30 protein-coding genes are annotated in these 26,151 nt (G+C 63.9%); 18 read left to right on the top strand and 12 right to left on the bottom strand.

The window, feature by feature from the left end; translation table 11 throughout:
- Nucleotides 1-24 precede the first annotated feature (24 nt).
- Together QYE77_RS09245 and QYE77_RS09240 are read left to right on the top strand one after the other, a co-directional pair.
- Nucleotides 25-366 carry a hypothetical protein gene (locus tag QYE77_RS09245; RefSeq protein WP_315625110.1) on the top strand — a complete coding sequence of 114 codons (342 nt, stop codon included), beginning with the start codon at nucleotides 25-27 and terminating at the stop codon, nucleotides 364-366.
- 480 nt (nucleotides 367-846) lie between these two features.
- Complete coding sequence (locus QYE77_RS09240) at nucleotides 847-1,848, top strand: aromatic ring-hydroxylating dioxygenase subunit alpha (RefSeq protein WP_315625109.1); 1,002 nt, start codon at nucleotides 847-849, stop codon at nucleotides 1,846-1,848.
- Here the strand turns inward: QYE77_RS09240 and QYE77_RS09235 are convergent.
- Entirely contained in the window at nucleotides 1,845-2,303 is a 459-nt protein-coding gene (locus tag QYE77_RS09235; RefSeq protein ID WP_315625108.1) for a heme-binding domain-containing protein, read from the bottom strand. The genes QYE77_RS09240 and QYE77_RS09235 overlap by 4 nt on opposite strands.
- A 655-nt stretch (nucleotides 2,304-2,958) precedes the next feature.
- On the opposite strand from QYE77_RS09235, the gene QYE77_RS09230 reads away from it, so the two are divergent.
- On the top strand, nucleotides 2,959-3,597 hold the full coding sequence (locus QYE77_RS09230) for a sulfite oxidase-like oxidoreductase (RefSeq protein ID WP_315625107.1): 639 nt from the start codon (nucleotides 2,959-2,961) through the stop codon (nucleotides 3,595-3,597).
- Between the two features lie 78 nt (nucleotides 3,598-3,675).
- On the opposite strand, the gene QYE77_RS09225 is transcribed toward QYE77_RS09230, so the two are convergent.
- From QYE77_RS09225 to QYE77_RS09215, 3 genes are all read right to left on the bottom strand, one after another.
- The gene (locus QYE77_RS09225; RefSeq protein ID WP_315625106.1) at nucleotides 3,676-4,332 is read right to left on the bottom strand and encodes an ABC transporter permease; all 657 of its coding nucleotides are present in this window, start codon (nucleotides 4,330-4,332) and stop codon (nucleotides 3,676-3,678) included.
- Between the two features lie 10 nt (nucleotides 4,333-4,342).
- Nucleotides 4,343-4,834 carry a DUF427 domain-containing protein gene (locus QYE77_RS09220; RefSeq protein WP_315625105.1) on the bottom strand — a complete coding sequence of 164 codons (492 nt, stop codon included), beginning with the start codon at nucleotides 4,832-4,834 and terminating at the stop codon, nucleotides 4,343-4,345.
- Nucleotides 4,835-4,961: 127 nt separating this feature from the next.
- A complete protein-coding gene (locus tag QYE77_RS09215; RefSeq protein ID WP_315625104.1) occupies nucleotides 4,962-5,696 on the bottom strand; it encodes a hypothetical protein in 735 nt (244 codons plus the stop codon).
- Between the two features lie 151 nt (nucleotides 5,697-5,847).
- Here QYE77_RS09215 and QYE77_RS09210 point away from each other — a divergent pair, with 151 nt between their 5' ends.
- Nucleotides 5,848-6,540 (top strand): HAD family hydrolase, encoded by a 693-nt coding sequence (locus QYE77_RS09210; protein ID WP_315625103.1) that lies wholly within the window; start codon nucleotides 5,848-5,850, stop codon nucleotides 6,538-6,540.
- On the opposite strand, the gene QYE77_RS09205 is transcribed toward QYE77_RS09210, so the two are convergent.
- Nucleotides 6,522-7,382, bottom strand: coding sequence for a DegV family protein (locus QYE77_RS09205; RefSeq protein ID WP_315625102.1), 861 nt, complete (start codon nucleotides 7,380-7,382; stop codon nucleotides 6,522-6,524). The two genes, QYE77_RS09210 and QYE77_RS09205, sit on opposite strands and share 19 nt — an antisense overlap.
- Before the next feature lie 149 nt (nucleotides 7,383-7,531).
- Between QYE77_RS09205 and tatC the strand changes: the two genes are divergently transcribed.
- Nucleotides 7,532-8,287, top strand: coding sequence for a twin-arginine translocase subunit TatC (gene tatC, locus QYE77_RS09200; protein ID WP_315625101.1), 756 nt, complete (start codon nucleotides 7,532-7,534; stop codon nucleotides 8,285-8,287).
- A gap of 30 nt (nucleotides 8,288-8,317) precedes the next feature.
- The gene (locus QYE77_RS09195; RefSeq protein WP_315625100.1) at nucleotides 8,318-8,506 is read left to right on the top strand and encodes a twin-arginine translocase TatA/TatE family subunit; all 189 of its coding nucleotides are present in this window, start codon (nucleotides 8,318-8,320) and stop codon (nucleotides 8,504-8,506) included.
- 17 nt (nucleotides 8,507-8,523) lie between these two features.
- On the opposite strand, the gene QYE77_RS09190 is transcribed toward QYE77_RS09195, so the two are convergent.
- Nucleotides 8,524-8,877: a hypothetical protein gene (locus tag QYE77_RS09190; protein ID WP_315625099.1), complete on the bottom strand. Its 354-nt coding sequence runs from the start codon at nucleotides 8,875-8,877 to the stop codon at nucleotides 8,524-8,526.
- 157 nt (nucleotides 8,878-9,034) lie between these two features.
- Between QYE77_RS09190 and QYE77_RS09185 the strand changes: the two genes are divergently transcribed.
- The 12 genes from QYE77_RS09185 to QYE77_RS09130 all read left to right on the top strand — a co-directional run bounded on the left by QYE77_RS09185 (nucleotide 9,035) and on the right by QYE77_RS09130 (nucleotide 22,143).
- A complete protein-coding gene (locus QYE77_RS09185; RefSeq protein WP_315625098.1) occupies nucleotides 9,035-10,210 on the top strand; it encodes a DNA double-strand break repair nuclease NurA in 1,176 nt (391 codons plus the stop codon).
- Between the two features lie 82 nt (nucleotides 10,211-10,292).
- Nucleotides 10,293-10,925, top strand: coding sequence for a hypothetical protein (locus QYE77_RS09180; protein WP_315625097.1), 633 nt, complete (start codon nucleotides 10,293-10,295; stop codon nucleotides 10,923-10,925).
- A gap of 12 nt (nucleotides 10,926-10,937) precedes the next feature.
- Complete coding sequence (locus QYE77_RS09175; protein ID WP_315625096.1) at nucleotides 10,938-12,653, top strand: ATP-binding protein; 1,716 nt, start codon at nucleotides 10,938-10,940, stop codon at nucleotides 12,651-12,653.
- A 280-nt stretch (nucleotides 12,654-12,933) separates the two neighbouring features.
- Nucleotides 12,934-13,983 (top strand): ATP phosphoribosyltransferase, encoded by a 1,050-nt coding sequence (hisG, locus tag QYE77_RS09170; RefSeq protein WP_315625095.1) that lies wholly within the window; start codon nucleotides 12,934-12,936, stop codon nucleotides 13,981-13,983.
- A complete protein-coding gene (hisC, locus tag QYE77_RS09165) occupies nucleotides 13,983-15,098 on the top strand; it encodes a histidinol-phosphate transaminase (protein WP_315625094.1) in 1,116 nt (371 codons plus the stop codon). The genes hisG and hisC overlap by 1 nt, the downstream gene beginning before the upstream one ends.
- A complete protein-coding gene (hisB, locus tag QYE77_RS09160) occupies nucleotides 15,079-15,699 on the top strand; it encodes an imidazoleglycerol-phosphate dehydratase HisB (protein ID WP_315625093.1) in 621 nt (206 codons plus the stop codon). Before hisC ends, hisB begins: the two co-directional genes overlap by 20 nt.
- Nucleotides 15,692-16,312 carry an imidazole glycerol phosphate synthase subunit HisH gene (hisH, locus tag QYE77_RS09155; RefSeq protein ID WP_315625092.1) on the top strand — a complete coding sequence of 207 codons (621 nt, stop codon included), beginning with the start codon at nucleotides 15,692-15,694 and terminating at the stop codon, nucleotides 16,310-16,312. Before hisB ends, hisH begins: the two co-directional genes overlap by 8 nt.
- 12 nt (nucleotides 16,313-16,324) lie before the next feature.
- Nucleotides 16,325-17,077, top strand: a complete 753-nt coding sequence (gene hisA, locus QYE77_RS09150; protein ID WP_315625091.1) for a 1-(5-phosphoribosyl)-5-[(5-phosphoribosylamino)methylideneamino]imidazole-4-carboxamide isomerase — start codon at nucleotides 16,325-16,327, stop codon at nucleotides 17,075-17,077.
- Nucleotides 17,067-17,849: an imidazole glycerol phosphate synthase subunit HisF gene (gene hisF, locus QYE77_RS09145; RefSeq protein ID WP_315625090.1), complete on the top strand. Its 783-nt coding sequence runs from the start codon at nucleotides 17,067-17,069 to the stop codon at nucleotides 17,847-17,849. Before hisA ends, hisF begins: the two co-directional genes overlap by 11 nt.
- Nucleotides 17,846-18,208: a phosphoribosyl-AMP cyclohydrolase gene (hisI, locus tag QYE77_RS09140; protein WP_315625089.1), complete on the top strand. Its 363-nt coding sequence runs from the start codon at nucleotides 17,846-17,848 to the stop codon at nucleotides 18,206-18,208. Before hisF ends, hisI begins: the two co-directional genes overlap by 4 nt.
- A complete protein-coding gene (hisE, locus tag QYE77_RS09135) occupies nucleotides 18,205-18,528 on the top strand; it encodes a phosphoribosyl-ATP diphosphatase (protein WP_315625088.1) in 324 nt (107 codons plus the stop codon). The genes hisI and hisE overlap by 4 nt, the downstream gene beginning before the upstream one ends.
- An 84-nt stretch (nucleotides 18,529-18,612) precedes the next feature.
- On the top strand, nucleotides 18,613-22,143 hold the full coding sequence (locus QYE77_RS09130) for an ABC transporter permease subunit (protein WP_315625087.1): 3,531 nt from the start codon (nucleotides 18,613-18,615) through the stop codon (nucleotides 22,141-22,143).
- 63 nt (nucleotides 22,144-22,206) lie between these two features.
- On the opposite strand, the gene QYE77_RS09125 is transcribed toward QYE77_RS09130, so the two are convergent.
- The 6 genes from QYE77_RS09125 to QYE77_RS09100 all read right to left on the bottom strand — a co-directional run bounded on the left by QYE77_RS09125 (nucleotide 22,207) and on the right by QYE77_RS09100 (nucleotide 26,143).
- Nucleotides 22,207-22,764, bottom strand: a complete 558-nt coding sequence (locus QYE77_RS09125; protein WP_315625086.1) for a hemerythrin domain-containing protein — start codon at nucleotides 22,762-22,764, stop codon at nucleotides 22,207-22,209.
- Entirely contained in the window at nucleotides 22,730-22,978 is a 249-nt protein-coding gene (locus tag QYE77_RS09120; protein ID WP_315625085.1) for a hypothetical protein, read from the bottom strand. Before QYE77_RS09120 ends, QYE77_RS09125 begins: the two co-directional genes overlap by 35 nt.
- Before the next feature lie 9 nt (nucleotides 22,979-22,987).
- Nucleotides 22,988-24,478 (bottom strand): copper-containing nitrite reductase, encoded by a 1,491-nt coding sequence (gene nirK, locus QYE77_RS09115; protein WP_315625084.1) that lies wholly within the window; start codon nucleotides 24,476-24,478, stop codon nucleotides 22,988-22,990.
- Nucleotides 24,479-24,584: 106 nt separating this feature from the next.
- Nucleotides 24,585-25,292: a Crp/Fnr family transcriptional regulator gene (locus tag QYE77_RS09110; protein ID WP_315625083.1), complete on the bottom strand. Its 708-nt coding sequence runs from the start codon at nucleotides 25,290-25,292 to the stop codon at nucleotides 24,585-24,587.
- 39 nt (nucleotides 25,293-25,331) lie between these two features.
- The gene (locus QYE77_RS09105) at nucleotides 25,332-25,736 is read right to left on the bottom strand and encodes a hypothetical protein (protein WP_315625082.1); all 405 of its coding nucleotides are present in this window, start codon (nucleotides 25,734-25,736) and stop codon (nucleotides 25,332-25,334) included.
- 2 nt (nucleotides 25,737-25,738) lie between these two features.
- Nucleotides 25,739-26,143 carry a hypothetical protein gene (locus tag QYE77_RS09100; RefSeq protein WP_315625081.1) on the bottom strand — a complete coding sequence of 135 codons (405 nt, stop codon included), beginning with the start codon at nucleotides 26,141-26,143 and terminating at the stop codon, nucleotides 25,739-25,741.
- Nucleotides 26,144-26,151 lie beyond the last annotated feature (8 nt).

The raw sequence follows: 26,151 nt of genomic DNA, 5'->3' as shown, positions 1-26,151 counted from the left end.
TATCTTTGCATCAGGGAGGATAGCATGGATCTTGTTTTTGGCATCGGCATTGCCATCCTGATTATCATCAGCGTGGTTTGGGCTATTTCAGAACGCCGGGCGGAGAAAGAAGAGGCTTCTTTTTATCTCGGGAGTGAGGACGATACACCGATTTATCTCTGGATTGAAGACGATACACCGACTCTGTCCTCATCCTCAGGCGCGATCTATACCCAGATCATCCGGCCGGAGCACTACCGCCACAACCCGCGCAATTTTGACGGCAACCCGCGCAACGATGCCCTGGGGGCTTCGCGCTACCCCGGCACCGATTCATACTACGCCTCGCGCGGGTTCACGTCCCCCCAAAAGCCTAACCGTCCCTAGTCGGTCATTGTCATCCGGGGGAGGAATTACCATGGAGGATTGGGTTTTGTTCTTTCTCATAGTGTTGGGTAGCCTTAGTCTGATCGCTAGCGCTGATAAAGACAAGGCGTCTTCTCACAACCGCCGCGATATAAAAAATAGATATAAAGAATAATAAAGAGGAAGCGCAGCGTTCCCTGGAACGCCTGCGGCGCACCGCGCGGGATTGGTACGGCTACACCCAACTACCCCCGGCCAATCACGACGGCAACCCCTTTAACGACACCTTTGGCGCCAGCATGCTCCCCGGCACGGATTCTTGGAACTTCCGCCACCGCCGCTGATGGGATCAAGGCCCGGCAGAGAGCCGGCCGGGGGCCGGAAGAATCAGAGCCCCTCGGTCCGGTGTATAATCCACCCAATGAGATCGGCTGGCGCCTCCCGTAAAAAGAGCCGGGCACGGCCGATGGCAAAACGAGAGGATTCCCGAGGAGATAAGACGTGATTCGTGATCACTGGTACGTAGTTCTGGAATCCAAGGATGTGCCCGCCGGGAAAGCGGTGGGGGTGAAACGGCTGGGTGAGGACCTGGTCTTCTGGCGAACTCGCGCGGGCCAGGTCGTCTGTATGTACGACCGTTGTCCTCATCTCAGTGCTCGCCTCAGTCAGGGCCATATCCAGCCCCAGGATTATCTGGCCTGTCCCTTTCACGGCTTTGAATTCGATCCCGGTGGGCGCTGTCGCTATGTGCCGGCCCTGGGGCGCAACACTGACCCGCCTAAAATCTTACAGGTGCCGACTTATCCCACCTATGAGGCGCACGGCCTGATCTGGATCTGGTGGGGCGAGCCGCGCGAAAATCTCACGCCTCCCGCCTGGTTCGATATCGGCCCCGAGTTTTCTTACTGCGGCTATCAAGACGTATGGCCGGTGCATTACTCACGCATGATCGAAAATCAACTCGATGTCATGCACCTCCCCTTTGTGCATTACAACACCATCGGGCGAGGGCAGCGTGTCGTCGTGGATGGCCCGTTGGTTCGCGAGGAAGGCGACAAACTCCAGGTATGGGTGTTCAATCGCCGTGATGATGGCACGCCTCCACGCCGCGCCGCTGAACTTCCCGCCCCTACCCGTCCGCCGTTCCTTGAATTTCTCTTTCCCAATCTGTGGCAGAATCGCATCAGCGAGGACGTGCGTATTGTGGTGGCTTTCGTCCCGGTGGATGAGGAAAACGCCCGGATGATCCTGCGCTTTTACCAGCGTTTTGTGCGCCTACCGTTCCTGCGCGACCTGGTTAACCGACTGGGTTGTTGGTCCAGCCGCTATATCGCCAACCAGGATAAACGCGTGGTCAGCCAGCAGCGCCCCAAGCGTTCAGCCTTGCGCAGTGATGAGCACCTGTTGCGGGGGGACGGGGCTGTGCTAGCCTACCGCCGGCTGCGCGATGAACGCCTGGCACAGGTCGCAAGCCGCTCAACCCCATCGCGGCGAGAGGTCTAATCCTCGTCCCCTTCCGCACCCCCTTCCGCCCCGCCACGGCCAAAGGTGCGCACCAGCCCCTGGATCAGGGCGTCCTTTTCCGCCGCGCTCAGCCGCGCCTGGGGATGCAGGGGCAGATAAAGCGCCGGGGGCATGGTGCCGTTTCGGATCACCTCGGCGACATCATCGGCTTCCTGTTCGCGCTGGCCCCATTCGGAAACGTTGAGTTTCTCCCGCCCTTCCTGCACGTCGCGTTGGATCAGCGTGGCGACGACGGGCAGGCGGCTGTACCACGGCCAGACCGTCTCATTGCTGTGGCAATCGCTGCACGCGCGGAAGAACAGCGCCCGCGTCTGGGGGCTATCCCAGGCGGGCTCGGCGACCACCGGCGGGTTGGCCGGCACGGCACACCCGGCCAGAGCCAGCACAATCAGCAAGCCCAACCCCCACCGAATCCACCTAAATCCAGGAATCATGCGCTTTTCTCCTCAACCTTTGGAATGCTGGTTACACCGCTAACGTCATTTTAGCACAACGAAAAAAAACACGCCGGGCGCGTCTCTGCTCAGCCGAACCGAAAAATGCGCGGCATCTGCGCCAGCAGAGGAAAGTTCCCCGTGGCCAGGAAATGGCGCTCCATCATCTCGAAACACGTTTAAACCGTATTAAAATGTGACAATCTGATCCATTGGTACACCGTTGCCGGTATCAGAACATTGTCAGACAAAAATTGTAATTTTTTTACCTCGATTTTTAATGTATTTCTAACAATCTCATGTATAATAATAAATGCCACAGGCCGAGGTGCCCCCCTCACCCCGGCCTGTGGCGCTTTAATCGCCCCATCTGCGTAAACGCGGGTGGCCAGAGCCCACCCGGGCACAAAAAGCCCAGACCCGCACTGCCGCCCCCACCCGGCCCACCCTTCCACCCCACAACGACCCTCATCAGCCGTCAGGCCAGCGCCTGTCCCCTCAGGAGGAAACCTTTTTTCACGCCGGGCAACACCGGTCGTGATCGTGTTAGCCCGGTGGTAACACCCACCGCGCGAAGAGGGCTCGCCCCCAACCTTCGGCAACCACTCGCCTAAATCCGACCCATCCGCTATAATTTAGCGCAGGAGAGTGATCTATGTTCGATGATATCCTGCGCCGAAAAGAAGACGAACAAAAATTCCGCGCCGAACGCCGCCTGCCCCCCGGCCAGGCGTTGACCAACCGCTTCCCGGTGCTTCACTATGGCCCCGTCCCGCGCGTGGATTTGAGCACCTGGGATTTCCGCATTTGGGGCGAGGTTGAACAACCCCTGCGCTTCACCTGGGAAGAGTTCAGCCGTCTGCCCCGCACCCGCCTTACCCTCGATATCCACTGCGTTACCCGCTGGAGCAAACTGGATACGGTGTGGGAAGGCGTCAGTCTGCGCACGCTGATAGATCTCGGCTTGCTTAAACTCAAGCCCACCGCGCGCTTCGTCATCCAGCATGCCGAATACGGCTTCACCGCCAATCTGCCGCTTGAGGTGGTGCTGGCAGAGAATTTCCTGCTTGCCACCCACTACAACGGTGAGCCGCTCACCCCCGAGCACGGTTTCCCCCTGCGCGGCGTGGTCGGCGCCATCCCCGGCCGGGACGACCTCAAGGTGCCCTATTTCTGGAAAGGGGCTAAGTGGCTGCGCGGCCTGGAATTCAGCGCCGAAGACCGCCCCGGCTTCTGGGAACAGGCCGGCTACCACAACGAAGCCGACGTGTGGAAGGAACAGCGTTACGCCTGAGGGGATAAACAGGCCGTCAGGGCCCAAGTTTATTCCTGCCGCCGCCATTGACCGGGTGGGCTGCGCCTGGTTCGGGCTTTAGGTGGTTTCCACGGCGCGGTAGGGGGTTAACTGTCGCTCTAGCCAGAGCAAACCGTAGTTAAATGCCAGGGCCAGCGTCGCCACCCCCAGCGCCCCCGCCCATACTTTATCCATTCGGCCTGCCTGGGCGATGCCTTCAAAGAGCAACGTCCCCAACCCCCCGGCCCCGAATTTACTCCCAATGGTGGCAATGGCAATCGCCAGAATCGCCGCCGTGCGCACCCCGGTCAAAATCACGGGCAGAGCCAGCGGGAACTCAACCCGCCTCAAAATCTGAAGCGATGACATCCCCATCCCCCGCGCCGCTTCGATCAACCCGGGCTCCAGGGAGCGGAAAGCGGCATCTGTGTTCAGCAGGATGGGCGGGATGGCGAGCAGGGTCAGTGCCACCACGGCGGCAGTAGCGCTCAGGCCAAAATAGGGAATCACCAGGAACAACACCGCCAGGCTGGGGATGACCCGGAGGGCATTGACCGTGTTGATCACGGTCAGGCTCATCCAGCGCGAGCGAGCCGTGCCGACCCCCAGCGGCAGCGCAATCATCAGCGCGATGAGCACTGCGCTGATCGTCAAGAGCACATGTTGGCCTACCGCCTGCCAGAACTCCGTCGGCCGGCTGAGGGCATAGAGCAGGGCACGTTCAAACACACCCATGGCCAACTGCCTACCCGCGAACACCCGGCTCGCCCTTAAACGGACCGCGGATCTCAGCGGTGATCCAACCGCCGTAAAAGTGCCCCGGCTGCGGGCGCACCACCTCACCATCCACCCAACAACGCGTCATCTTTTGGGGATAAAACGCCAGGTAGTTGGCCAGCGCCCGAAAGGCCGACGTGGGGTCTGGATATGCCCAGGCCGCATTTTCGACCCACGCATCGCCGACGCGCACATGGTAATAGACCGCAACCCCTTTCCACTCGTACACACTGCGCTGCGGTGAAGGCACCAAAAATTCGCGGCGCACATCCTCGGGGGGAAAGTAATACACCGGCGGATGACCGGTTTCCAGCACCCGCAAGCCACGCTGGGTGGCGGCGATGCAGATATCGCCAAAGTAAACTTCCAGCCGTCGCGCGGTAGGTTCAAGCCGCGGCGGGCGGGGATAGTCCCACACCGATTCAATCGGGCGGGAGGACGATGATACGTCACTCATCATAGACCTGACCCTCAACCATTCTAACCACAATTCATCCCAATCCAATTATAGAGGGTCAGGTTAGTCAACAAAAATGTTTGTATAGCCTTTGGATAAGGTTCATAACGGACTGCTGGCGCGTAACGTTCTACGAGAAGAACAGCCCCGAGCTCTGCGCCACATCGCGCAGTTCACGCGCGCGTTGTTCTAATTCGGAATAGATCTCGACCCGCCGCTCGGCCACGTAGTGATCCAGCCAGCGCTCCTGCTCCAGGGTGGGGAAAAGGCGCGCCCCCGTCTGCCAGAGGTGCTCCTGATACCGCCGCACATGCACGAGTTCCGCCGCCACCGTGATGGCGTGCTGGCTGGCCAGCGGCAGGGTCACATCGAACTTCAGCCCGCGCGCCAGGTTGGCCGGTGGCGTCTCCACCCAACTATCGAAAAGCAGCCCCACCCCGTGGATGCCTAGGTCGGTCAGCAGGGCCTGGAAGGGGATCCGGTTGACCCACACCGTCACCGCCAGGTGCTCCTCCGGCTGCACCCGCTGTTCGCGGCGTGGGCGCCAGGGCGTGGCGAGGAAGCGTAAATTCGAGAGGTGCAGTTCACAGCGCTCGGTGGTCAGCCACTGGGCGTAGCCGCGCACCGTGGCTGGCAAAAAACGGCTGTGCAGGTAAGCCGTCTGATAAATCGCTGCACATAACAGGAGTTTAGGTGGCGGAAAAATCACCCCATCGTCCCCCACCACACGCGGCTGGAGCGTCTGTTCCAGAATCAGCCCCTTGTAAGGTACTGCCAGCGTCAACGGAAGTTGTTGAATGGCGAGCGCCCGCAACGCCAACACGGGCTCCCGTTGCCTGGGTTGGCCGCTCTCTTCCGTCACCATAACCCTTTTTTCCTCCTACCTTATCATTTTACTAATTTTCGCCCCTAAAAGATTAAAAAACGATGAGAAATCGGTTAGGTCTGCTGTCACCCTGCCCGTTGAGCCCCCAAAGCGGGTATAATCCCCCCAGTTTGATGCTGCGGAGAAACGGATGTCGGTAACGGCGTTGATCTTCGACCTGGACGGCCTGCTGGTGGATTCCGAGCCGCTCTCACGGCGCTCGTGGGCTGAGGTCATTGCCCAGGTCGGTTATACCCTGACCGATGAGATTTTTGTGCAGATGATCGGGCGCTCCGAGACCGAGGTGCGGACGCTGTTCGAGCAGGTCTTCGGGCGTGATTTTCCGTTTGAAACGGCTTACCGCCTGCGCCAGGCGCACTTTCTCGCGGCGTTGGCACGCGAAGGTGTGCCGCCCAAGCCGGGCGCGCACGACCTGTTGACCTATGCCATCCGCGCCGGCTTGCCGCGGGCAGTAGCGTCCTCCACCTCGCGCGCCATGGCCGAGGGCAAACTGCGCAGCGCCGGCTTGCGCGAGTACTTTGAAATCATCGTGACCGGTGAAGATGTGCCGCGCGCCAAACCCGCCCCCGACCTGTTCCTGGAAGCGGCGCGCCGCCTGGCCCAGCCCCCGGCGTCCTGCGTGGTGCTGGAAGATTCGGTGGCCGGGGTACAGGCCGCCCACGCCGCCGGTATGCGCTGTATCCTCATCCCCGATGTACAGCCGATCCCGCCGGAGATCGCCCGCCTGGCGACCTGGCGCTTGCGCTCCCTGGCCGAAGTGCCGGCCTTGCTTGAAGCCCTGCGCGCCAACGGCAACGCCCCGCATCAGGCCGGCTCGGCGTAGCCACACAGGGCAATCGCGCGCGGGCCGGTGTGCACACCCAGCGTTGGGCTGGCCGGGCGGATGATCAACTCTTGGGGGTGATAGGTCGCCTGGACGCGCTGCGCCAACGCCTCGGCATCGGCCAGGCAGGCGTTGTGTAAGACGGCGATGTGGAGCGGGCGGGTGGTATCCACGTGTTTGAAGAACTCGCGAAAGAGGTTCTCGATCACGCCGGCGCGCGAACGGGCCGGGATCGAGGCCGCCACCGTGCCATCGCTGGGCTTGACGTAAACCAGCGGCTTGATCTGGATGATGGAACCCAGCAAGCGGGCAGCTGCACCGATCCGCCCACCCTGGTGCAGGTAAGCCAGGGTATCCAGCGCCACGTAGTACACCATCACCTCGCGCACCTTGCGCGCCGCTTCGAGCATGGCTGCCACATCCCCTCCCCGCTCGCGGGCGCGGGCGGCGGCCATGACCTGCCAGCCCATGCCCATGGAATTGTTGCAACTATCCACCACGTGCACCGGGATGGGAGACTCGGCTGCGGCGCGCAGGGCGGATTGGTAGGTGCCGCTCATGTGACTGCTGACCACAAAGGTGATCGCCTCCCGTGCGCCCTGCTCCGCGGCAGTTTGAAACGCGCGCAGGAACGCCTCCGGGGGCGGCTGAGACGAAGTGGGATGTTCACCGCTCCGCTCCAACCGCGCGTAGAACGCCTCGGCGGTCATGTCAATGCCGTCCAGGAACACCTCTTGCCCGAAGATAATCGTCTGGGGCACGATCAGAATGCCATAACGTTCCACCCACTCCGGGGGCAGGTCACAGGTGCTATCGGCAATCAAGGCAATGGGCTGGGACATCGGCACCTCCATCCGGTGAGGTTTGATCTACATGAATTCTACTCCCATCGGCATTCCTGTGACCGTGACCGCCGTCACATTTCATGGCCAAGCCGGGTACCGCGAACCGTGGCTAATTCCGACCAAGCGTGTGGTAAAATCGAATCGTCATGGCCACGCGGCAAGAAACCCTTCCGCCCGGGACAGAAACCGAGTCGTCCCCGGCGGCAATGAGCCTGTGGGAGCACCTGGAAGAACTGCGCGGGCGTTTGCTCAAGGGGTTGATCGCGCTGGGGCTGACCACCACGGTCAGTTTTGCCTTCGGCGAACGGCTGATCGCCATCCTGGCGCGCCCGATCGGCGGGGTAGATAAACTGGTCTCCATTGAGGTCACCGAAAATATCGGCGTCTTTATGCGCGTCAGCCTGTTGGCCGGGTTCATCCTCGCCCTGCCCTTTATCCTCTACCAGGTGGTGGCGTTTATCCTGCCCGGGCTGACCCCCCGCGAGCGACGCGGGTTGTTCACCGCCATCCCAGCCGCCACGGTGCTGTTCGTCCTCGGCGTCCTCTTCGCCTACTTCGTCATGCTGCCGGCGGCGCTGCCCTTCCTGATCAGTTTCATCGGTATTCGCACCACGCCGCGCCTGGCCAATTATTACGCTTTTGTCACCAACCTGCTCTTCTGGATCGGGGTGGCGTTTGAGACCCCCCTGGTGGTCTATGTGCTGGCGCGTTTGCGCCTGGTCTCGCCGCGGGCGCTGGCGCAGCAGTGGCGCATCGCCGTCATCCTCATCGCCATCCTGGCCGCGGTGATCACCCCCACCCCCGATCCGGTCAACATGACCCTGCTCATGCTGCCCTTGCTGGTGCTCTACGGCTTGAGCGTCTTGCTGGCCTTCGTGGCCGTGCGTCCATCTAAATCGTAGTGTGGAAAGAAAAATGGAGGTAGCAAACTCATGTGGCGACCCGGTTTACCCGAACTGCTGATTATCCTGGTGCTGATTCTGCTCCTCTTCGGCCCGGGACGGATTACTAAGATTGCTGGTGAACTCGGCAGCGGCATCCGTGCCTTTCGCGAGGGACTGACCAAGAAGGGCGAGGATGAAACGGCCGAAAAAGATGAGACCACCCCGCCGTCGCCGTGAGCCGCGCCGCAAGGCGATCAGGTGGCGGTTTTGCCGTTGCCGCGGGATGAGGGGGGCTCGTCCGCCGGCGGTGGCGGCGGTGTCACCGGTGGCGCAGGGCGGGGGGCGGTGGGGGGAAGGATGCTCTCGCTGGGGCGCTGGAGTTCCTGTTCCAACTCTTCCAGGCCGGCCTCGCGGATCAGGCGGGTCGGCACCTCGCGTACCTCGCGCTCGACCTGGCGCAGGGAAGCCCACAGCGGGGAGTGCAGGATTTTCCGCATCAGCCGCCCCAGGTCGCGCGCGGTTTTGATCATCCCCTGCGGGCCGAGCAGGATGAACGCCAGCAGCAGGATCAGGGTTAATTCCAGGATGCCTACATTGAAAATTTCCATACAGCCCTACGCGTGTCGGCTTCATTATAGCACGCGCCGGATAGGGAAAGAAAGGGCGATTTTTTAAGGTTATCGCGCTTTTCATTTTCTCAACGAGCGATTAAAATTAGTACAAATGTTCAAGGGGTGAGATGGCATGACCATCAATTTCGTCGAAGTGCATCGGCAAATTCAGCAAGCCGCCGGGGAGGCGCAGCGCGAGCAAGCCCGTCTGCGCGATGAGTTCAACCGCGCCTGGGAGACGCTCCAAACCTGGGCCGACCGTCTGCCCGACCTGGGCCGACGCGTGGAGCAGGCCTTGCGCTACAACCCCTCTCTGCGGTGCGCCCGCCCCGGGCAAGAGGCGCTGACCACCCGCGTCCCCGCCCCGCCCGCCCCCACCCAGGGGCTGCTGCTGGCGGCAGATGGCTCCAACGCCAACCCCAACCACCACGATCGCATCCCCTTCGGGCTGATCAACATCGGCCTCTTCGGCTACGACCTGGGGCACCACCGCCCGCCCCAGGAACTCATCCAGAGCGAGGTGCTGCTCAACCAGGATCTCTACGACGACCTGGGCACGATTGGCGAGGAACGCATTGCCCTGGAGCGCGACCTGCGCGAACGCCGCGCCCTGCTCGAGCGCCTGCGCGATGAAACCGTCACCCCGCTGGTCACGCTCACCGATGGGCCGCTCGAACTCTACCGCCAGCCGCGCGAAGATCCCGAATTCCACGCCCGCTTTCAGGACTACCTGCGCGTGCTGACCGCCCTGGCCGCCCAGGGCGTGATCACGGCCGGCTACGTGGATAAGCCCCAGGCCGACCTGGTGGTGCGCCTGCTGGAACTGGCCCTGTTAGATGAGGACGAGTTAGCCCAGGCCGGGCAACTGCGCCCGCTCCGTGGCATCACCGATCGCGCTCTTTTCGGCCAGTTGCTCCAGCCTGGTGAACGCTCGGCCCTCTTTGGCCTGCAGTCCACCACCGCCGAGCGCTTCCGCCAGGCCGCGCAGGGGCAGTTGGAACTGCACTTCTTTTACCTCAACGTCGGGCTCGCAGGCCAACCTAAGGTCGTGCGGGTGGAAATCCCGCATTGGGTGGCCGTGGATACGACCGCGGTAACCATCCTGCACGGTGTCCTGCTCCAGCAGACCCAGATCACCCCCAACCGCCGCTACCCCTATGCCCTCATCCGCGCCCACGAATTGGCGGTGGTCACCTACCAGGATCGCCAGGCGGTGGCGGCCATGATCGAGCAGGAATGGCTGAACCAGGGCGTGGTGGTGGGCGAGGAATCGGAAAAGCAACGCGCCAAGCAGGATTTGCAATCCTCCAGCCGGCGCAGTGCGCGGTAAGGCTCCCGCCCTCTCGATGGATCCATCGTCCTGTGTTCTGTCCCTGTTTTGAACGAACCTTGGTGCGAATTGGAGTGCACGCATGACGGATCAACCCCTTACCTCCTCAACCCCCCTTGAAATCGGGCGCATGCTGCGCGCCGACACCACCCGCTGCGTGGTCGGCTGCCGCGCCGGCCAGCCCCACCTGCCGCCGCTGGGCAGCCTGGTGCGCCTGCCCGTGGATGATACCTACCAGGTTTACGGCGTGGTCGCCGACATCCAGGTCTTCGATGATGGGCTGACGCGCCAGGTGGTGATCAGTCCCAACCTCGACCCCAGCGTGATCCTGGATAATCAATACAACCGCAACCTGCCGTTGGAGATCGGCGTGCTTTTTGTCGGTTACGAGCACAACGGCCGCCTCAGCCACCTCTTGCCGCCGCGCCCGCCGCTGGTGCTACACGTGCTTTATACCTGCACCCCCGCCGAAGTGCGCCGTTTCACCGCTCACGGGCGCTTTGGCTACTTCCGCCATCTGCTGCGCGCCACAGATCAGCCCCTGGCCGAGGTGGTGGCGGCGCACCTGCAGCAAGCGCAGGCCTGCCACGCCCAGGGTGGCAACCCCCATTGGGCGCGCGAGGCAGCGCGCGAACTGATCACCCTGCTGCGCGACGATTACGCCACCCTGGCCACCGTGCTCAGCGCCCTCGCCGATACCGAACTGGATTTATAGGGAGGACCCACCATGGCAACCCAACCGCTGACCGTTTCAGACCCCGAAGGCCAACCCATCGGCTACGTGGTGGGCGGGAGTTTGCAGAGCACCCTGCGCGTGCGCCTGACCGTCCCGCCGCAAACCATCCAGGAGGGCAGTTTCGTCACCATCCGCTCCGGCAACTGGCAGTTCTACGGCACCGTCGTGGATCTGCAACTCGGCGCCACCGATCCGCGTTTTGCCGATGAGCCCTCAGAAGCACGCCTGCCGCGCGGACTGGTGGATCTGCTCCACGGCCAAACCCTCTATACCAACTTGGAGGTTCTGCCCAAACTCATGGCTGAGATCGGCCCGGAGCCGGGCACGCCCGACTACGAGGCCTGGAGGAGCGAACACCCCGAGGGCGGGCGCATCATGAGCGTGCGCACCGTCCCCCTGCACCACGCCACGGTGCGCCTGGCCGGCGCCGGCGACGTGGCCGAGATCTTCGGGGAGCCAAGCGAACGCAACTTCGTCCTCGGCTACACCCGCGAGCAGGGACACCCCATCCCGATTGACCTGGAGAAGTTCGTCCAGCGTTCGGCGGGCATCTTCGGCGCCACCGGCACCGGCAAATCCTTCCTCACCCGCATGATCCTGGCTGGCCTGATCAAATACGATCAGGCGTCGGTGCTCGTCTTCGACATGCATAACGAATACGGCTACGACGATATTGCCTCGGATACGCGCGAGCCGGTGATCGGCCTGCGCACCAAGTTCCCGGCCAAGGTGCGCGTGGTCGGCTTGGGCCAGGATACCCGCATCCATGGTCGTACGCCCGACTTCAACCTCGTCCTGGCCGAGCGCGACCTGGAGCCCGAGGACATCGAGATGCTGACGCGCGAACTCAACCTCAAAGAGACCACTCCCACCACCCTGGCAGCGCTGGTGCAGTCCTTCGGTGATCGCTGGTTCCACGAGTTCCGTCAGATGGAAGTCGGCGCCGAAGAAACCGATGAGAACGGCAAAAAGGTGCCGGCACCTAACAGCGTGGCCTATTGGGCCAATTCGGTCGGCACCAACGTGATGGCCGCCGAGGGCCTGCATAACAAACTGCGCCGCCTCTTCGAAAAGCCCTATATCCTCCCCGATCCGCCCGAAGGCGCGACCATCCAGCAGGTCATCAAATCCCTGGAAGCCGGTCAGCATGTGGTGCTCTCGTTCGGTAAGTTCGAGAGCGACCTGGATTACCTGCTGGTGACCAACGTGCTCACCCGCCATATCCGCGAGGCATGGGTGAGGAAGACCGAGGCCTACCGCGCGGATAAAAGCAAGAACCCGCCCCCGCGCCCGCTGGTGATCGTGCTGGAAGAGGCGCACAAACTGCTCAACCGCGATTTGGCGGCGCAGACGACGTTCAGCACCATCGCCCGCGAGATGCGCAAGTACTTCGTCACCCTGCTGGTGGTGGATCAGCGCCCCTCGCAGATTTACGATGAGGTGATGTCGCAGTTGGGCACGCGCATCAGCGGCTGGCTGGGGGATGAGAGCGACATCCACGCCGTGCTCTCCGGCCTGGCCGATCGCGACCAACTGCGTGGGATGCTCACCCACCTCCAGCCGCGCGAAGAGGTGCTAGTGATGGGTTGGGGCATGCCGATGGCCATCCCCATCCGCAGCCGCCGCTACGATGAGCGCTTCTGGAACGAGGTGTTGGGCAAAACCGACCTCAGCATCGAGGAAGGTTTGCAGAAGTTGGGGTTTTAAGGCCATGCCCATCGCGATACATGCACCCCGACCGGAGGACGTTTTTAACGTTGCACAAAGGGGACTTTACTACGTTGCGCTAACAATAGAACGCGCCAACCTTGACAAATTCGCCTCATTTACGTAAACTAGGGCCAATCATGACCCTGCGAACGGCCCGCTTCCATCATCATTTCCACCCACCTTCCTCCGCCTGATCGGCAGCGAGGTCCGTTCCACCTATCCCCTCCCCGTTACCCCCTCCCTCCGCCGATCGGCGGAGGGAGTTTTCTATTTCTGTGTGGAGTGTCCGTGTATGGCTTCGTTTCGTATCTCCCTCCCCTCCAAAGGCCGCCTGGCTGAAGATGCCCTGGCCTTCCTCGCCGCCTGCGGCCTGCCGGTCTACAAACCCAACCCGCGCCAGTATGAAGCTCTGCTCCCCGCCCTGCCCGACCTCAAAGTCCTCTTCCAGCGCCCCGGCGATATCGTCGCCAGCGTGGCCGATGGCAGCGTGGATTTCGGTATCACCGGGCTGGATATGGTGCTGGAAAAGACACCCCTGCCCACGCCCCTGCTGATCCTGCATGATGCCCTGCGCTTCGGCGGTTGCAGCCTCTACCTTGCCATTCCCGAGGCGTGGGACGACGTCTGGACGCTGGACGACCTGGCGCGCAAAGCCACCACCCTGGGCCGCCCCCTGCGGGTAGCAACCAAATTCCCGCGCCTGAGCGGCGCCTTTCTCCAGCGCCACGGCATCCCGCATGCGCTGATCTCAGCGGAAGGGACGCTCGAAACCGCTCCCGCCATTGGCTATGCCGACCTGATCAGCGACCTGGTCGCTTCGGGCCAGACCTTGCGCGATAACCGCCTCCGCCCCCTGGAAGCCGGGCGCATCCTCGATTCGCAGGCCGTGCTCATCGCCAATTTCGCCACCCTCAAGCGCAACCCCGCCGCGCGCAGCCTGGCGCGCCACCTGCTCGAATTCATCGAAGCCCACCTGCGCGCCAGCGATAACTACTCCGTCTTCGCCAACATGCGCGGCAAATCGCCCCACGACGTCGCCCAGCGCATCTTCGATCATTGCACCATCCGCGGCTTGCAAGGCCCCACCCTGTCCCCGGTGATAACCCCCGGCGGCAACGGCGATTGGTACGCCGTGCACGTGGTGGTGCGCAAGGATGAGATCTTTCAGGCTGTCAATCAACTGCGCGCCATCGGCGGCAGTGGCGTGGTGGTGACCCCGGTGACCTATATCTTCGATGAAGAACCCCCGCGCTACATGGCTCTGCTGCGCGCCCTGGAGGGCGAAACCCCGCCTCCGCTGCCCGAGATACTGCCCGGGAGGTCGTGATGCAAACGGCACCGCATCTGGAAAACCTGCCCCCCTACACCCCCATCGAGCCGTTTGAGGTGCTCTCGGCCCGCTACGGACGGGCGCCCCACGAGATCATCAAACTGGATGCCAACGAGAACCCCTACGGCCCCTCACCGCGCGCGCTGAGCGCCCTGGCGCGCCTGGAATGGGCGCACATCTATCCCGACCCCGAGAGCCGTGCCCTGCGCGCCGCCCTGGCCGAGTTCCTCGGCGTGCCCATGGCCCACATCCTGGCCGGCGCCGGTGCGGACGAACTGATTGATCTGCTGCTACGCGTCCTGCTGCGCCCAGGCGAGCGCGTCCTGATCGCCCCACCCACCTTTGGCATGTACGCCTTCGATGCCCGTCTCAACGGCGGCGAGGTGATCGAAATTCCGCGCCGCCCCGATTTCAGCCTCGACCTGGAGGCCATGGCGCAGGCCGTGAGCACCTACCGCCCCAAGGCGGTGCTGCTCGCCAGCCCCAACAACCCCGATGGCGGTCTGCTCGACCCCGACACCCTGGCGCGGCTCTTCACCTGGCCGACCCTGATCGTCCTGGACGAGGCCTATATCGAATTTGCGGAGGGCGGCGGGCGGTTGGGCGAGGCGCTCAGTAATGTGCGCGTCCCCCTGGAGCGCGAGAACGTCGTCGTCCTGCGCACGTTCAGCAAATGGGCCGGGCTGGCGGGTTTGCGCGTGGGCTACGGCGTCTTCCCGGCGTGGCTGCTGCCCGTCCTGTGGAAAGCCAAGCAGCCCTACAACGTCAACGTCGCCGCCAGTGCCGCCGCCATCGCGTCGTTGGAGGATCTTGACCGGCTCGCCGAGCGGGTAGACCGCCTGCGCCGCGAGCGAGAACGCCTTTTCACCCTGCTTCAGACCATCCCTTACCTGGAACCCCTGCCCTCGCAGGCCAATTTCATCCTCTGCCGCGTCCTCGACCGCCCGGCCCGAGCGCTCAAAGAGGCCCTGGCCGCAGCGGGCATCTTCGTGCGCTACTTCGATACCCCTTATCTCAAAAATTACCTTCGCATCAGCGTCGGGCGCCCCGAGCACAGCGACGCGCTGATCGCTACCCTGAGGAGGCTTGGCGATGACCCTCAATCCGCTTGAACCGCTTCCCCGCCGCGCCGAGGTGCGCCGCGAGACCGCCGAAACGCGCATCCGGGTGGCGCTGAACCTGGATGGCCGTGGCCAGCACCGCATTCAGACCGGCCTCGGCTTTCTGGATCACATGCTGGCACAAGTAGCCTATCACGGGCTGTTCGACCTGGACATCGAAGCCCAGGGTGACCTGCATATTGACGTCCACCACACCCTGGAGGACGTGGCGCTAACGCTGGGGGATGCTTTTGACCGCGCCCTGGGCGAGCGCGCCGGCCTGACCCGCATGGGCTTCTTCTACGCCCCGCTGGACGAGAGCCTGGCCCGGGTGGTGGTGGATTTCTCCGGCCGTCCCTACGCCGTGGTGCAGGTGCGCTGGCACGCCCCCCTGCTCGGCAACATCCCCACCAGCCTGTTCGCCCATTTTCTGGAAAGTTTTGCCCAGCGCGCCCGCTGTGCCTTGCACGCCCGCGTCTTCTACGGGCGCGATGACCATCACCAGGCCGAAGCCCTCTTCAAAGCCCTGGGGCGCGCCCTGTGCGCCGCTACCCGCCTCGAACCGCGCCGCCAGGGGGAAATTCCTTCGACCAAGGGGGCGCTGGATGTCTGAGGCGGTAGCGGTCACGGTTGTAGACGCCGGCACCGGCAACCTGCGCTCGGTGGTGGCAGCCCTGCGCAAGACCGGTGCCGATGTCACCCTGACCCCCGATCCCGAGGTGGTGCGGCGGGCGTCGCGCGTGATCCTGCCGGGGGTGGGTGCGTTCGGTGAATTCATGCGTGGCCTGCGCGAACGCAACCTGGTGGAAGCCCTTCATGAGGTCATCGCCGCCGGCCGCCCCCTGCTGGGCATTTGCGTGGGTATGCAGGCGCTGCTGGAGGTGAGCGAAGAAATGGGCGTGCATGCCGGGCTGGGCATCCTGCCCGGGCGGGTGGTGCGCTTCGATTTACCCCCCGCTTACAAAGTGCCCCACACCGGCTGGAATCAACTCTGGCCGCAGCGCGATTCCCCCCTCTTCGCTGGGCTGCGCCCGGGCGACTACGTGTATTTCAACCATGGGTATTACTGTCAGGTGGATGACCCGCGCGCCGTACTGGCGCTGACCGATTACGGTGTGGATTTTGCCAGCGCAGTGGCGTGGGAGAACGTCTGCGGTGTGCAGTTCCACCCCGAAAAGAGCCAGGCCGTGGGTGAGCGCCTGCTGCGCAATTTTTTGACCTTGTGAGCGAGGTGTCGGATGGACGACTTTATCATTTTTCCTGCTATTGACTTGCGCCAGGGGCGGGTGGTGCGCCTGCAGGAGGGCGACCCCAACCGCGAAACGGTCTTCAGCACCGACCCGGCCGAGGTAGCCTACCGCTTCCTCTCCGCCGGCGCGCGCTGGCTGCACGTGATTAACCTGGATGGCGCCCTGGGCGAGGAAAAGGCGGCCCGCGCCAATGAGACTGCCATCGCCCAGATCCTGGAAATCACGTCTGAGTTCAACGCCCACATTCAGGTCGGGGGCGGCGTGCGTTCGATGGAAGCCATCGCGCACCTGCTGCGGATGGGCGTCCACCGCGTCATCCTGGGCACGCTGGCCATCCAGCAGCCACAGACCCTGGCAGCGGCGATCGCCCGCTGGGGTGCCGAGCGCATCGCCTATAGCCTGGATTTGCGCCAGGGCGAGGTGCAGATTCACGGCTGGCAGCGCAGCGCCCCCTACGATCCCGCCGAGGTGCTGGCGCGCCTGGCCGATTATGGCCTGCGCTGGGTCATTTTTACCGATGTGCAACGCGACGGCATGCTCACCGGCGCCAACCTGGATAGCGCCGCAGCGCTGGCGCGTGACCCGCGCCTGCGGGTGATCCTGGCCGGCGGAGTGACCCACATCGAAGAAGTGCGCCAGGCCCGCGCGCGCGGGCTGGCCGGGGTGATCGTCGGACGCGCGCTCTACACCGGCGAACTCGACCTGGCAACCCTGCTGGCGGAGGCCGATCATGCTGGCTAAGCGCATCATCCCCTGCCTGGATGTCAAGGGCGGGCGCGTGGTCAAGGGGGTCAACTTTGTCAACCTGCGCGATGCCGGCGACCCGGTGGCACAAGCCGCGCTCTACGATGCCCTCGGTGCGGACGAACTGGTCTTCTTAGATATCGAAGCCACCCCCGCCGGGCGCGCCACCGTGGTCAACCTGGTGGCGCAGGTAGCCGAGCAGGTACGCATGCCGCTGACGGTGGGTGGCGGGGTGCGGTCGCTCGAAGATATGCGCCGCTTGCTGCTGGCCGGCGCGGATAAGATCAGCCTCAATTCGGCCGCGGTGCGCCAGCCGCACCTGCTCAGCGAGGGCGCCTTGCGCTTTGGCAGTCAGTGCATTGTCCTGGCGATTGACGCCCGTCGCGTGCCGGGCAGTTCTCCCCCGCGCTGGGAGGTGCTGATTGACGGCGGGCGCACCCCCACCGGCCTGGATGCGCTGGAATGGGGGCAGCGCGGGGTGGCCCTGGGCGCGGGTGAAATCCTGCTCACCAGCCTCGATCGCGACGGCACCCGCGCCGGCTACGATCTGGAATTGACCGCGGCGTTTGCCACTGCCCTGCCGGTGCCGATCATCGCCTCGGGCGGGGCCGGCTGCGAGGAGCACTTTGCCGCAGTGCTCACCCGCGGCGGCGCGGATGCCGCCCTGGCCGCCACCCTCTTTCACGACGGCCTGGTGCACATCCCCCACCTCAAAGCCACCCTGGCCGAACGCGGTATCCCCGTGCGACCCTACCGGGAGGCGCTATGAACACGTTACCTCCTCTAACCTACGACGCCAACGGCCTCATCCCGGCGGTGGTGCAGGATGCGGAGAGCGGCGCGGTGCTGATGCTGGGATGGATGAACGCCACGGCCGTGGCGCGCACGCTGGAAAGCGGGCAGGTGCACTTCTGGTCGCGCCGCCGCCAGGCGCTCTGGCGCAAAGGTGAGACCTCGGGGCACACCCTGACGGTCGTGGACGTGCACGTGGACTGCGACGCCGACGCCCTCCTCATCCGCGCCCGCCCCGCCGGCCCGACGTGCCATACCGGCCATGCCACCTGTTTCTACCGCCGCCTGGAAGACTTGACGGCACATCCCCCTACCATAACGGAGATGGAGCCATGAACATGCTGGAACGCCTGTATCAGATCATTTGCGAGCGCCGCGATGCCCCGCGCCTCGATTCGTACACCAGCCACCTGCTGGCGCGCGGCGAAGATCAGATTCTGAAGAAGATCGGTGAAGAGGCCATCGAGATCATCGTCGCCGCCAAGGGCCAGGGCGATCAACGCCTGGTGGAAGAGATCGCCGACCTGACCTATCACCTGTTGGTCTTGTTGGCTCTGCGCGGCCTGCGCCCGGCGGATATCGAAGCCGAACTGGCACGGCGGCACCTGCAGCGCCAAAAAGAGGACGAGGCGCCTACCTCGGGGGTGGCCGATTAGGGGTAAAATAAACTTCGGCCGCCGCCCTTATGATAAGGGTGAGGTGAGGCCGACGAACGTCACCCCCAACGTTGAGCCCACCCCGTGAATTCCCAATCGAACGCCTCCTACTTGGGTCGTAACTTGCTGCGCCGCCTCGGTGAGGCCGCGTTAACGTTGCTGGTCATTGCCTATCTCACCATCTTCGGCTTGTTGCTGGCCGAGCGCGGGCGCAGCGGTTTGCCCGCCCAGCCGCTGCAAACCGCCGCCGAGGCGCTGGTAAATCTGGTCAACTACCTCCTCCATCACCCCACCTCTTACGTCTGGAGCCGCCAGGACATCCCCGCCGCCCATCTGGTTCTGAGCCTCTTTGCTCGCAGTGCCGGGTTATTGGGGGTGGCGTTGGGCGTGGCGTTGCTGCTCGGCCTGCCACTGGGTGTGGTCATGGCCAGCCGGCGCGGCTTGGGGCGGATGGCGATGCTTGTGCTCTCGATTCTGGGCATTTCCACCCCCAGTTTCTTGCTGGCGATGCTGTTGTGGGTGCTCAACATCACCCTCTACCGCCGCCTCGGGTTGCCGCCCCTGCCACCGACCGGCTTCGGCTGGGATGCGCACCTGCTCATGCCGGCGCTGGTACTGGCGATGCGCCCCCTGGCCCAAATCGCTCAGGTCACCAGTGTGGCACTCACCGAGGTCATGGGGCAGGACTTCATCCGCCTGGCGCAGGCCAAGGGCGTGCCCACACGGACGATTCGCACCCGCCATGCACTGCGGAGCATTTTGGTGCCGGTGTTCACCACGGCGGCGACTTCGTTGCGCTTCTCATTGGCCACCCTGCCGGTGGTGGAGTTCTTCTTTGTCTGGCCCGGCGTGGGTCTGACCTTGATTGAAGCCATTCGTGCCGCCCAGATCCCCCTGGTCACCGATTTCATCCTGCTGCTGGGGCTGTTCTTCCTGCTGGTCAACCTGATGGTGGAATTCCTCTATCCCTGGCTCGACCCGCGCCTGCGCCAAAACGGCTTGCCGCCAGAAGAAGAGCGCTCCACCTGGTCGCAGCAATGGGCCGAAGTTAAAGCGACCCTGCGCGACCTACTGCGGCGCCTGAACCCGCGGCGTGAACGCGGTGAACGCCCCACCCTGCCGCCACTGCCCACCCGCTCTATCCAGACCTGGGCGCGCCTGGAAGCCCCCTACGCCACCACCCGCCAGGCGCGGCGGCGTTGGTGGCTGCAGCGCCTGGCAGGCAATCCTGCCCTCATCCTGGGCACGGTGCTCGTGCTCGGCTGGCTGGGAATCATGCTGTGGGGGCCACAGTTAACCCCCGCCAGCCCGTATCAGATCCACGGGGTGATGATGATTGAGGGCAAAATCGGGGCCCCGCCCTACCCGCCTTCCGCGGTCTTCCCCTGGGGCACCGATCACATCGGGCGCGATATCCAGGCCCTGGTGCTTTACGGCGCCCGCACCACCCTGATGCTGGCATTTTGGGGCATGCTGGCACGTTTAGGCCTGGGCACCGGGCTGGGGCTGTTGGCCGGGTGGTGGCAGAACTCGTGGCTGGATCGCCTGGTCCGCCGCGCGGTGGGGGTGTGGGCAGCGTTTCCCCTGACGCTCTTCGCCATGATTATCATCCAGGCGCTGGGCATTCAACAGGGCACCTGGGTGTTCATCGCCGCGATTTGCCTGGTGGGCTGGGGCGAAATTGCCCAGGCGGTGCGCAGCCAGGTGCTCAGCCTGAAACCGCGCCCCTTCATCGAGGCAGCGCGGGTGCTCGGCGCCGGCAGCGGGCGCATTTTGCTTTATCACATCCTGCCGCAACTTTTCCCCACCCTGATCGTGATGGCGGTGCTGGAAATGGGCGGGGTGCTCATGCTGCTGGCCGAGTTGGGGTTCCTCAACATCTTCCTGGGCGGGGGATTTCAACTGACCATCGCCGAAGCCGGGCGGATGATGCCGGTGATCGCGCGCTTTTCGGATGTGCCGGAGTGGGCCGCTCTGTTAGCCAACATCCGCGATTGGTGGCGCAGTTACCCCTGGATGGCGTGGTACCCCGGTGCAGCATTCTTCCTGGCTATTGTGGCCTTCAACCTGTGGGGCGAGGGACTGCGCCGCCTGCTCGAAGAAACCCACCTCAACCTGGCCCGCCTTTTCAACCGCTACGTGGTGGCAGGGGTGGCGGTGATCGCGGTGCTTCTGGGCTGGGCGCTGAATACCACCACCCCGCTCAGCCAGTACCGCAGTGTGGCCGTCCAATTTGACCCCCAGCGGGCACTGGCGCACATCCGCGCCCTCACCGCGCCCCAGATGGGCGGGCGCGAGACCGGCACCCCCGGCGCCGAATTTGCCGCCCGCTACATCGCCGACCAGATGGCCGCCATCGGCCTGCTGCCGGCGGGCGAGAACGATACCTACATCCAGACCCTGGTCAACCCGCGTCCGCACCTGGAACAGCCCCCGACGCTGGAGATCCTGGACGCCAACGGCCGCAGTGTGCTCTCATTCGTCTATCATCAGGACTTCAACGAGCGGGTGGTGCCCTTCCCCTGCGCGGGGGTGGCGGAAGGGCCGGTGGTGGGATTGGTGACTGCCGCCGAACCTGGCACGGGCGATGACCCTTACGGGCTGGGACAGCACCACCTGCGTGATCGCATCATCCTGGTGCGCGCGGCCGATTTTGAGCACCTCTCGCCCGAGGTGGACGCGGGCATCTTGGTGGTGGCCGAGGATGCCGCCGACCTCCAACGGCGCGATTTGTTCCCCCAGGTCATGCGCGGCCTGTGCCGTCACCCGGTGATGTGGATCAGCCCCCAAACGGCCGAGACCCTGCTGGCAACGGCGGGGAGCAGTCTGGCCCAATTAGAGGCCCTGGCTGCCGACCTGAAGGCCGGCCAATCGGCCGTGACCGCGGCGGGGGCGACGGTGCGCATGCTTATTCTGCCGCGGTACAGCGATGACACTAGCGAGGCCTATTACAACGTCATCGGCTACCTCCCCGGTAGCGGCGCAGATGTCGCGCTCCCCGGTGGGAAGAATCTGGATCACTACGTGGTCATGGTCGGTGCCTATTACGACGGCCTGGGGATTGCCCCGGATGGCACGCGCTATCCCGGCGCCAACGACAACGCCAGTGGGGTGGCCACCCTGCTGGAACTGGCGCGCCTGCTGAAGGAAAGCCCTTACCAGCCCAAGCGCACGGTCGTCTTCGTGGCCTGGGCGGGGGGCGAGCGCCGCGAGGGGTTGAGCGTGGTCAACGTGATGAACGCCAAAACGGGCTTTAGTTCGCTCACGGTGGAAACGGTGCTGGAGTTGAGCGGCGTGGCCGCCGGCACGGGGAAGCGCATCGCCCTGGGCGAGGGCAGCAGTTACCGCCTGGTCAAACTGATCGAGCGTGCCGCCGCTCGCGTGGGGGTGGGGGTGACCACGCGAGGGCGCGGGCCACATACCGGCCTGCCCATTGAAGCCGGCTTTGGCGGGCGCTCTGCCCTCAGCGCCTATATCAGTTGGGATGGGTCGGATGCCCTCGCCCACACGCCGCAGGACGATATGAGCCACCTGGATCCGGAACGCCTGCGCAAGGTCGGTCAGACGATGGCGCTGACCCTGCTCATGCTCAGCCGCGAGGTCGGCGGGTGGTGAAAAAAAAACACCGCTACCGCCCCTGGCGGCGGTAGCGGTTGGGGGTGAGGATTGAGAACGGGCCTATCCCTGCGACACTGCGGCGCACAGCCGCTCGGCCAGGGCGAGGTATTTTTCATGAATCCCCGCGCCGGTCTCTTCGTGTTCCAAATGGTCAAAGCGCTCCACCAGGTGGGCCTGGGTTTCGGGGGGAAGAATATCCTCGGCCAGGGGGAAGAGGACATGATTCTCCTTCTCGATGTGCTGGCGGAGCAGGGCAGCGTAGGCACGCGCCTGCTGGGCGACCTCGGTGCGGGCGCTTAAATCGCCCTGGGCCCAGCGTTCCGCAGCGGCGACCAGAGCGCGGATCGTCCGCCGTCCCTGGTCGTGTTCGGCCAGCATGACCCCAATCGGACCGCCTTCAATCGCCATACCGTGAGCAACCAGGGCCGGGAAGAAGACGTTTTCCTCCTTCTTGTGGTGGCAGCCGTCGGCAAAGCCGCGCACGAATTGAGCCGCATCCAGGAAGAACTGGGGCGAGATATCCCCGCCACGTTCTACCACCCCGGCCGCCTCCTCCAGCGCGTTGATCACCCGGGTAATCACCTCATGTTCCTCGCGAAGAAGATGCGTGGCTTCCATTGGTTTCCATCCTTTCTTGAATTTGGTTAAGCATGTCATCGAGATCCAAGCCGTAGTAACGGCTGACATCTTCCAGGGTGCAGAAACGCACCAGTGAACAGCCCACACACTCGGTACGCCAGTCCAGAAACAGCAGCGCGATCTCCGACCCGCGCGCCAGAACATCGGCCACCAGGCTCTGCGCGGTCAGGGATAGGCGTTCACCGGTGCTCATTTCATCCTCCTAGTGGCCGCTCCCGGCGACCGGCGTGGCACTGAAGATATCGGGGTTGGGTGCACCATCCACAATCAGGTAACCCGCCAGGCCGCGCTGCAGGCGCGAGAGGGCGTGATCCACCAGGATGTAGCGGCCCGGCACCTCGACCTTGAACTCGACCATCACGGCGCCGCCGGGCGGCACCAGCGTGGTCTGCACGTTGGTGAGGGGCGCCGAGGTGAGCGATGCCTGGTCATAGACGCGGTCGAAGATCTCGCCGATGACGTGGAAGGACGACGTCGCGTTCGGCCCACCGACGCCGAAGAAGATGCGCACGGTCTCGCCCACCCGCGCATGCATCTGGTGGGCTTCACTGGTCAGGGCCAGGCTGGCGCCGTTGAAGACGAAGTATTCCGGCTGTTCCGCCAGCAGTTTTTGGATATCCTCGGTCAGGTGGCCGGGCGTGCCGAAGGGCTGGGCGGTGTAAAGTTCGCCCTGCATGACGTAGAACTCTCGATCCACCGGCGGTAAGCCGCCCTCGGGCTCGACCAGGATCAGCCCATACATGCCGTTGGCGATGTGCTCGGCCACCATGGGAGTGGCGCAGTGATAGACAAACAGGCCGGGGTTCAGGGCTTTGAACGTGAACATGGTCTCCCCGCCGGGCTGGGTTTGGGTGGCTACCGCGCCCCCACCCGGCCCGGTGACGGCATGAAAGTCTACCGAGTGCGCCATCTGGCTATCGGCATGGTTCTTGAGGTGAACCTCGACCGTATCTCCCACCCGCACACGCAAGAAGGGCCCCGGTACCTTGCCGTTGAAGGTCCAGTAGCGGTAGGTGGTGCCATCCGCCAGGCGCCCGTTGACCTCCACGGTTTCCAGGTTCACCACCACCTTCTGCGGATCGCGCGGGGGCAGGGGAGCAGGTAGATCGGTCGGATCGCGGACGATATCCACCGCCTGAGGATCGGCCGGGGCAACCTGGGGCGTAGCGAGGTTGGGCGCAGCGGCCTGCCGTGGTGAAGTTACCGCTGTCGCCGGGGCGTTGCTACCGACCACGATGAGTTTGCCTTCCATGCCGGCCTGGCGGTGGCCGGGAATGGCACAGTAATAGGCAAAGGTGCCGGGCTGGTCGGCCACGAAGGTTACCGTGGTGCGGCTGCCCTGCCCGGTTATATCGGCGGAGTGGACGCCCAGTTCGTCAATGCTGAGATTATGCAGGGCACCGTCGCCGTTGACCAGGGTGAGCGTAACGTGCGCCCCTTGCGGTACGTGCAGGTCGGGGTTGACCTGGCCATCTATCGCACCACCCTGGCCGATGAAGACCATGCGTCCCTCGGCAAAGCCGGTGACCAGGGTGAAAGTAACGTCATTCCCGGCACCGGCGGGGGCATCCATGTTCACCGCGGCAACCGGTGTGGTGGGCGTGGGTGCGCTGGCCGCGGCAGGCTGGCACGCGCCTAACCCAAGCGCTACCAGAATGAGCGTGAACACCAAGAAGCGTGAAAGACGAAACATAACCGTTAACTCCTGTGCGTGCGATGTTGTTTCGTGTCCCATCCTACGCCTAAGGGGTTAACGTGTCTTTGTGTTAGCGCAAATTCGGAGTCTAAAAGGGGGATTTTTACGTCGGGACGCTGCCCTCGGCCACCTGCATCAGGGCGTGGGGCTGGGTGATCACCAGGCGTTCGCGCCCGGTGAGGACGAGACCGCGCTTCTCCCACCCGCTCAGGACGCGGCTGACGGTGTAGAGCGTGGTGCCGGCCATCTCGGCCAGGTCCTGGCGCGAGAAGATCAATTCAATGCCCGCGGGGGTGCGCCGCCCCAACTGCCCGGCCAGGCGCACCACCACCCGCGCGATGCGCTGTTCGACCTGCTCGGTGACCATTTCGCGGTAGCGATCCTGCATCTCGCGGATGTAATCCGTCATCATCGTCATCAGGTCGAACATCAGAGCCGGGTTAGCGGAAAGGATGCGCTGGAAATCGGCACTGGGGATGACCAGCGCAACGCTTTCCTCCAGCGCCTGGGCACAGGCGGGGTAGGTGGCATCGGGCCGCACCGCGCCCACCGCGCCGAAGACCTGATAGGGGGCGATGGTGCGCAGGTTGACCTGCTGCCCTTCCGGGGTGATCTGGCACAATTTAACCCGTCCCTGGAGCAGGATAAAAACCTGCTCGGCGGGGTCATCCTGAAAGAAGAAAAAACCGTCCTCTTCGACCGCCCGCGGCAGGCCCAACCGTGCCAGAGCGCGCACTTCGGCGGCGGTGGCATGGCGCAAAACGTCCACCCGGCGCAGGGCCGCCTCAATCTCGGCCGATGAAAATGTCATGCCCTAACTATACCTTAAAAGGGCAAATTGGAGCAGATTTTAAGGCTTGAGAGCGCGAATGCGCGGCCAGATGGCCAGCCCAAACAGCAGCAGTCCCAGGACTTCCAGCAGGCGGGCGAGGACCAACCCCCACGGCCAGGGCCGGAAGGGCGCCAGCAGGGCCAAGAGCAGCCCCAGGTTGAGCAAGATGAAAGCCAGGCCCGCCAGAATCGGATTGCCGCGCGGTGCCATCCCCGGCAGGCGCGGCAGAATCCAGTAGGCAATGCCCAGGGCAAACTGGGTCATCCACCCGATCAGCATCAATTCCACGTGTGCCCCCAGACCGCTCCAGGCCCAGGGCAGGGTACCCAGCCCTTTCTGGATCAAGATCAGCGCACCCAGGGTGCTCCCCACCCCCAAGGCAATGAGTGCCAAACGCACCGCCCACCGACTGAGTAACGGCATGGTCAGCGTCCTTTCACCCGCGGCCAGGCCTGCCTGATGAACAGCAGCGCGGCCAGCCATTGTAAAACGGCAGCGGCGACCAACCCCACCCCGCGCCAGGGAGATAGTGCCGTCGGCGGAAGTGGCTCAAAGAGCGCCCGCATCACCAGCCCCAGGTTGAGGCAGAGGTAGATCAGCCAATTCAGTCGCTCATCGCCGCGCGGTCGTTCCAGGGTGTATTTGGGCAGCATCCACAGCGCAATGCCGATGATCAACTGCGTCAGCCAGCCAAAGGTGAGCAGATGCAGGTAGAGCGGAAACAAACCACCGCTGGAAATCCCGGGTAGATGCAGGTAAACTCCCAGGGCCAGTCCCGCCACCAGCATGACCAACGAGGTTTTCACCAGCCAGCGTGTGATGGTCGGCATCCGTCACC

Source organism: Thermanaerothrix solaris, from assembly GCF_032334255.1.
GTDB classification, from domain to species: Bacteria; Chloroflexota; Anaerolineae; order Anaerolineales; family Anaerolineaceae; genus Thermanaerothrix; species Thermanaerothrix solaris.
This window is presented reverse-complemented; position numbering and strand designations above follow the sequence as displayed.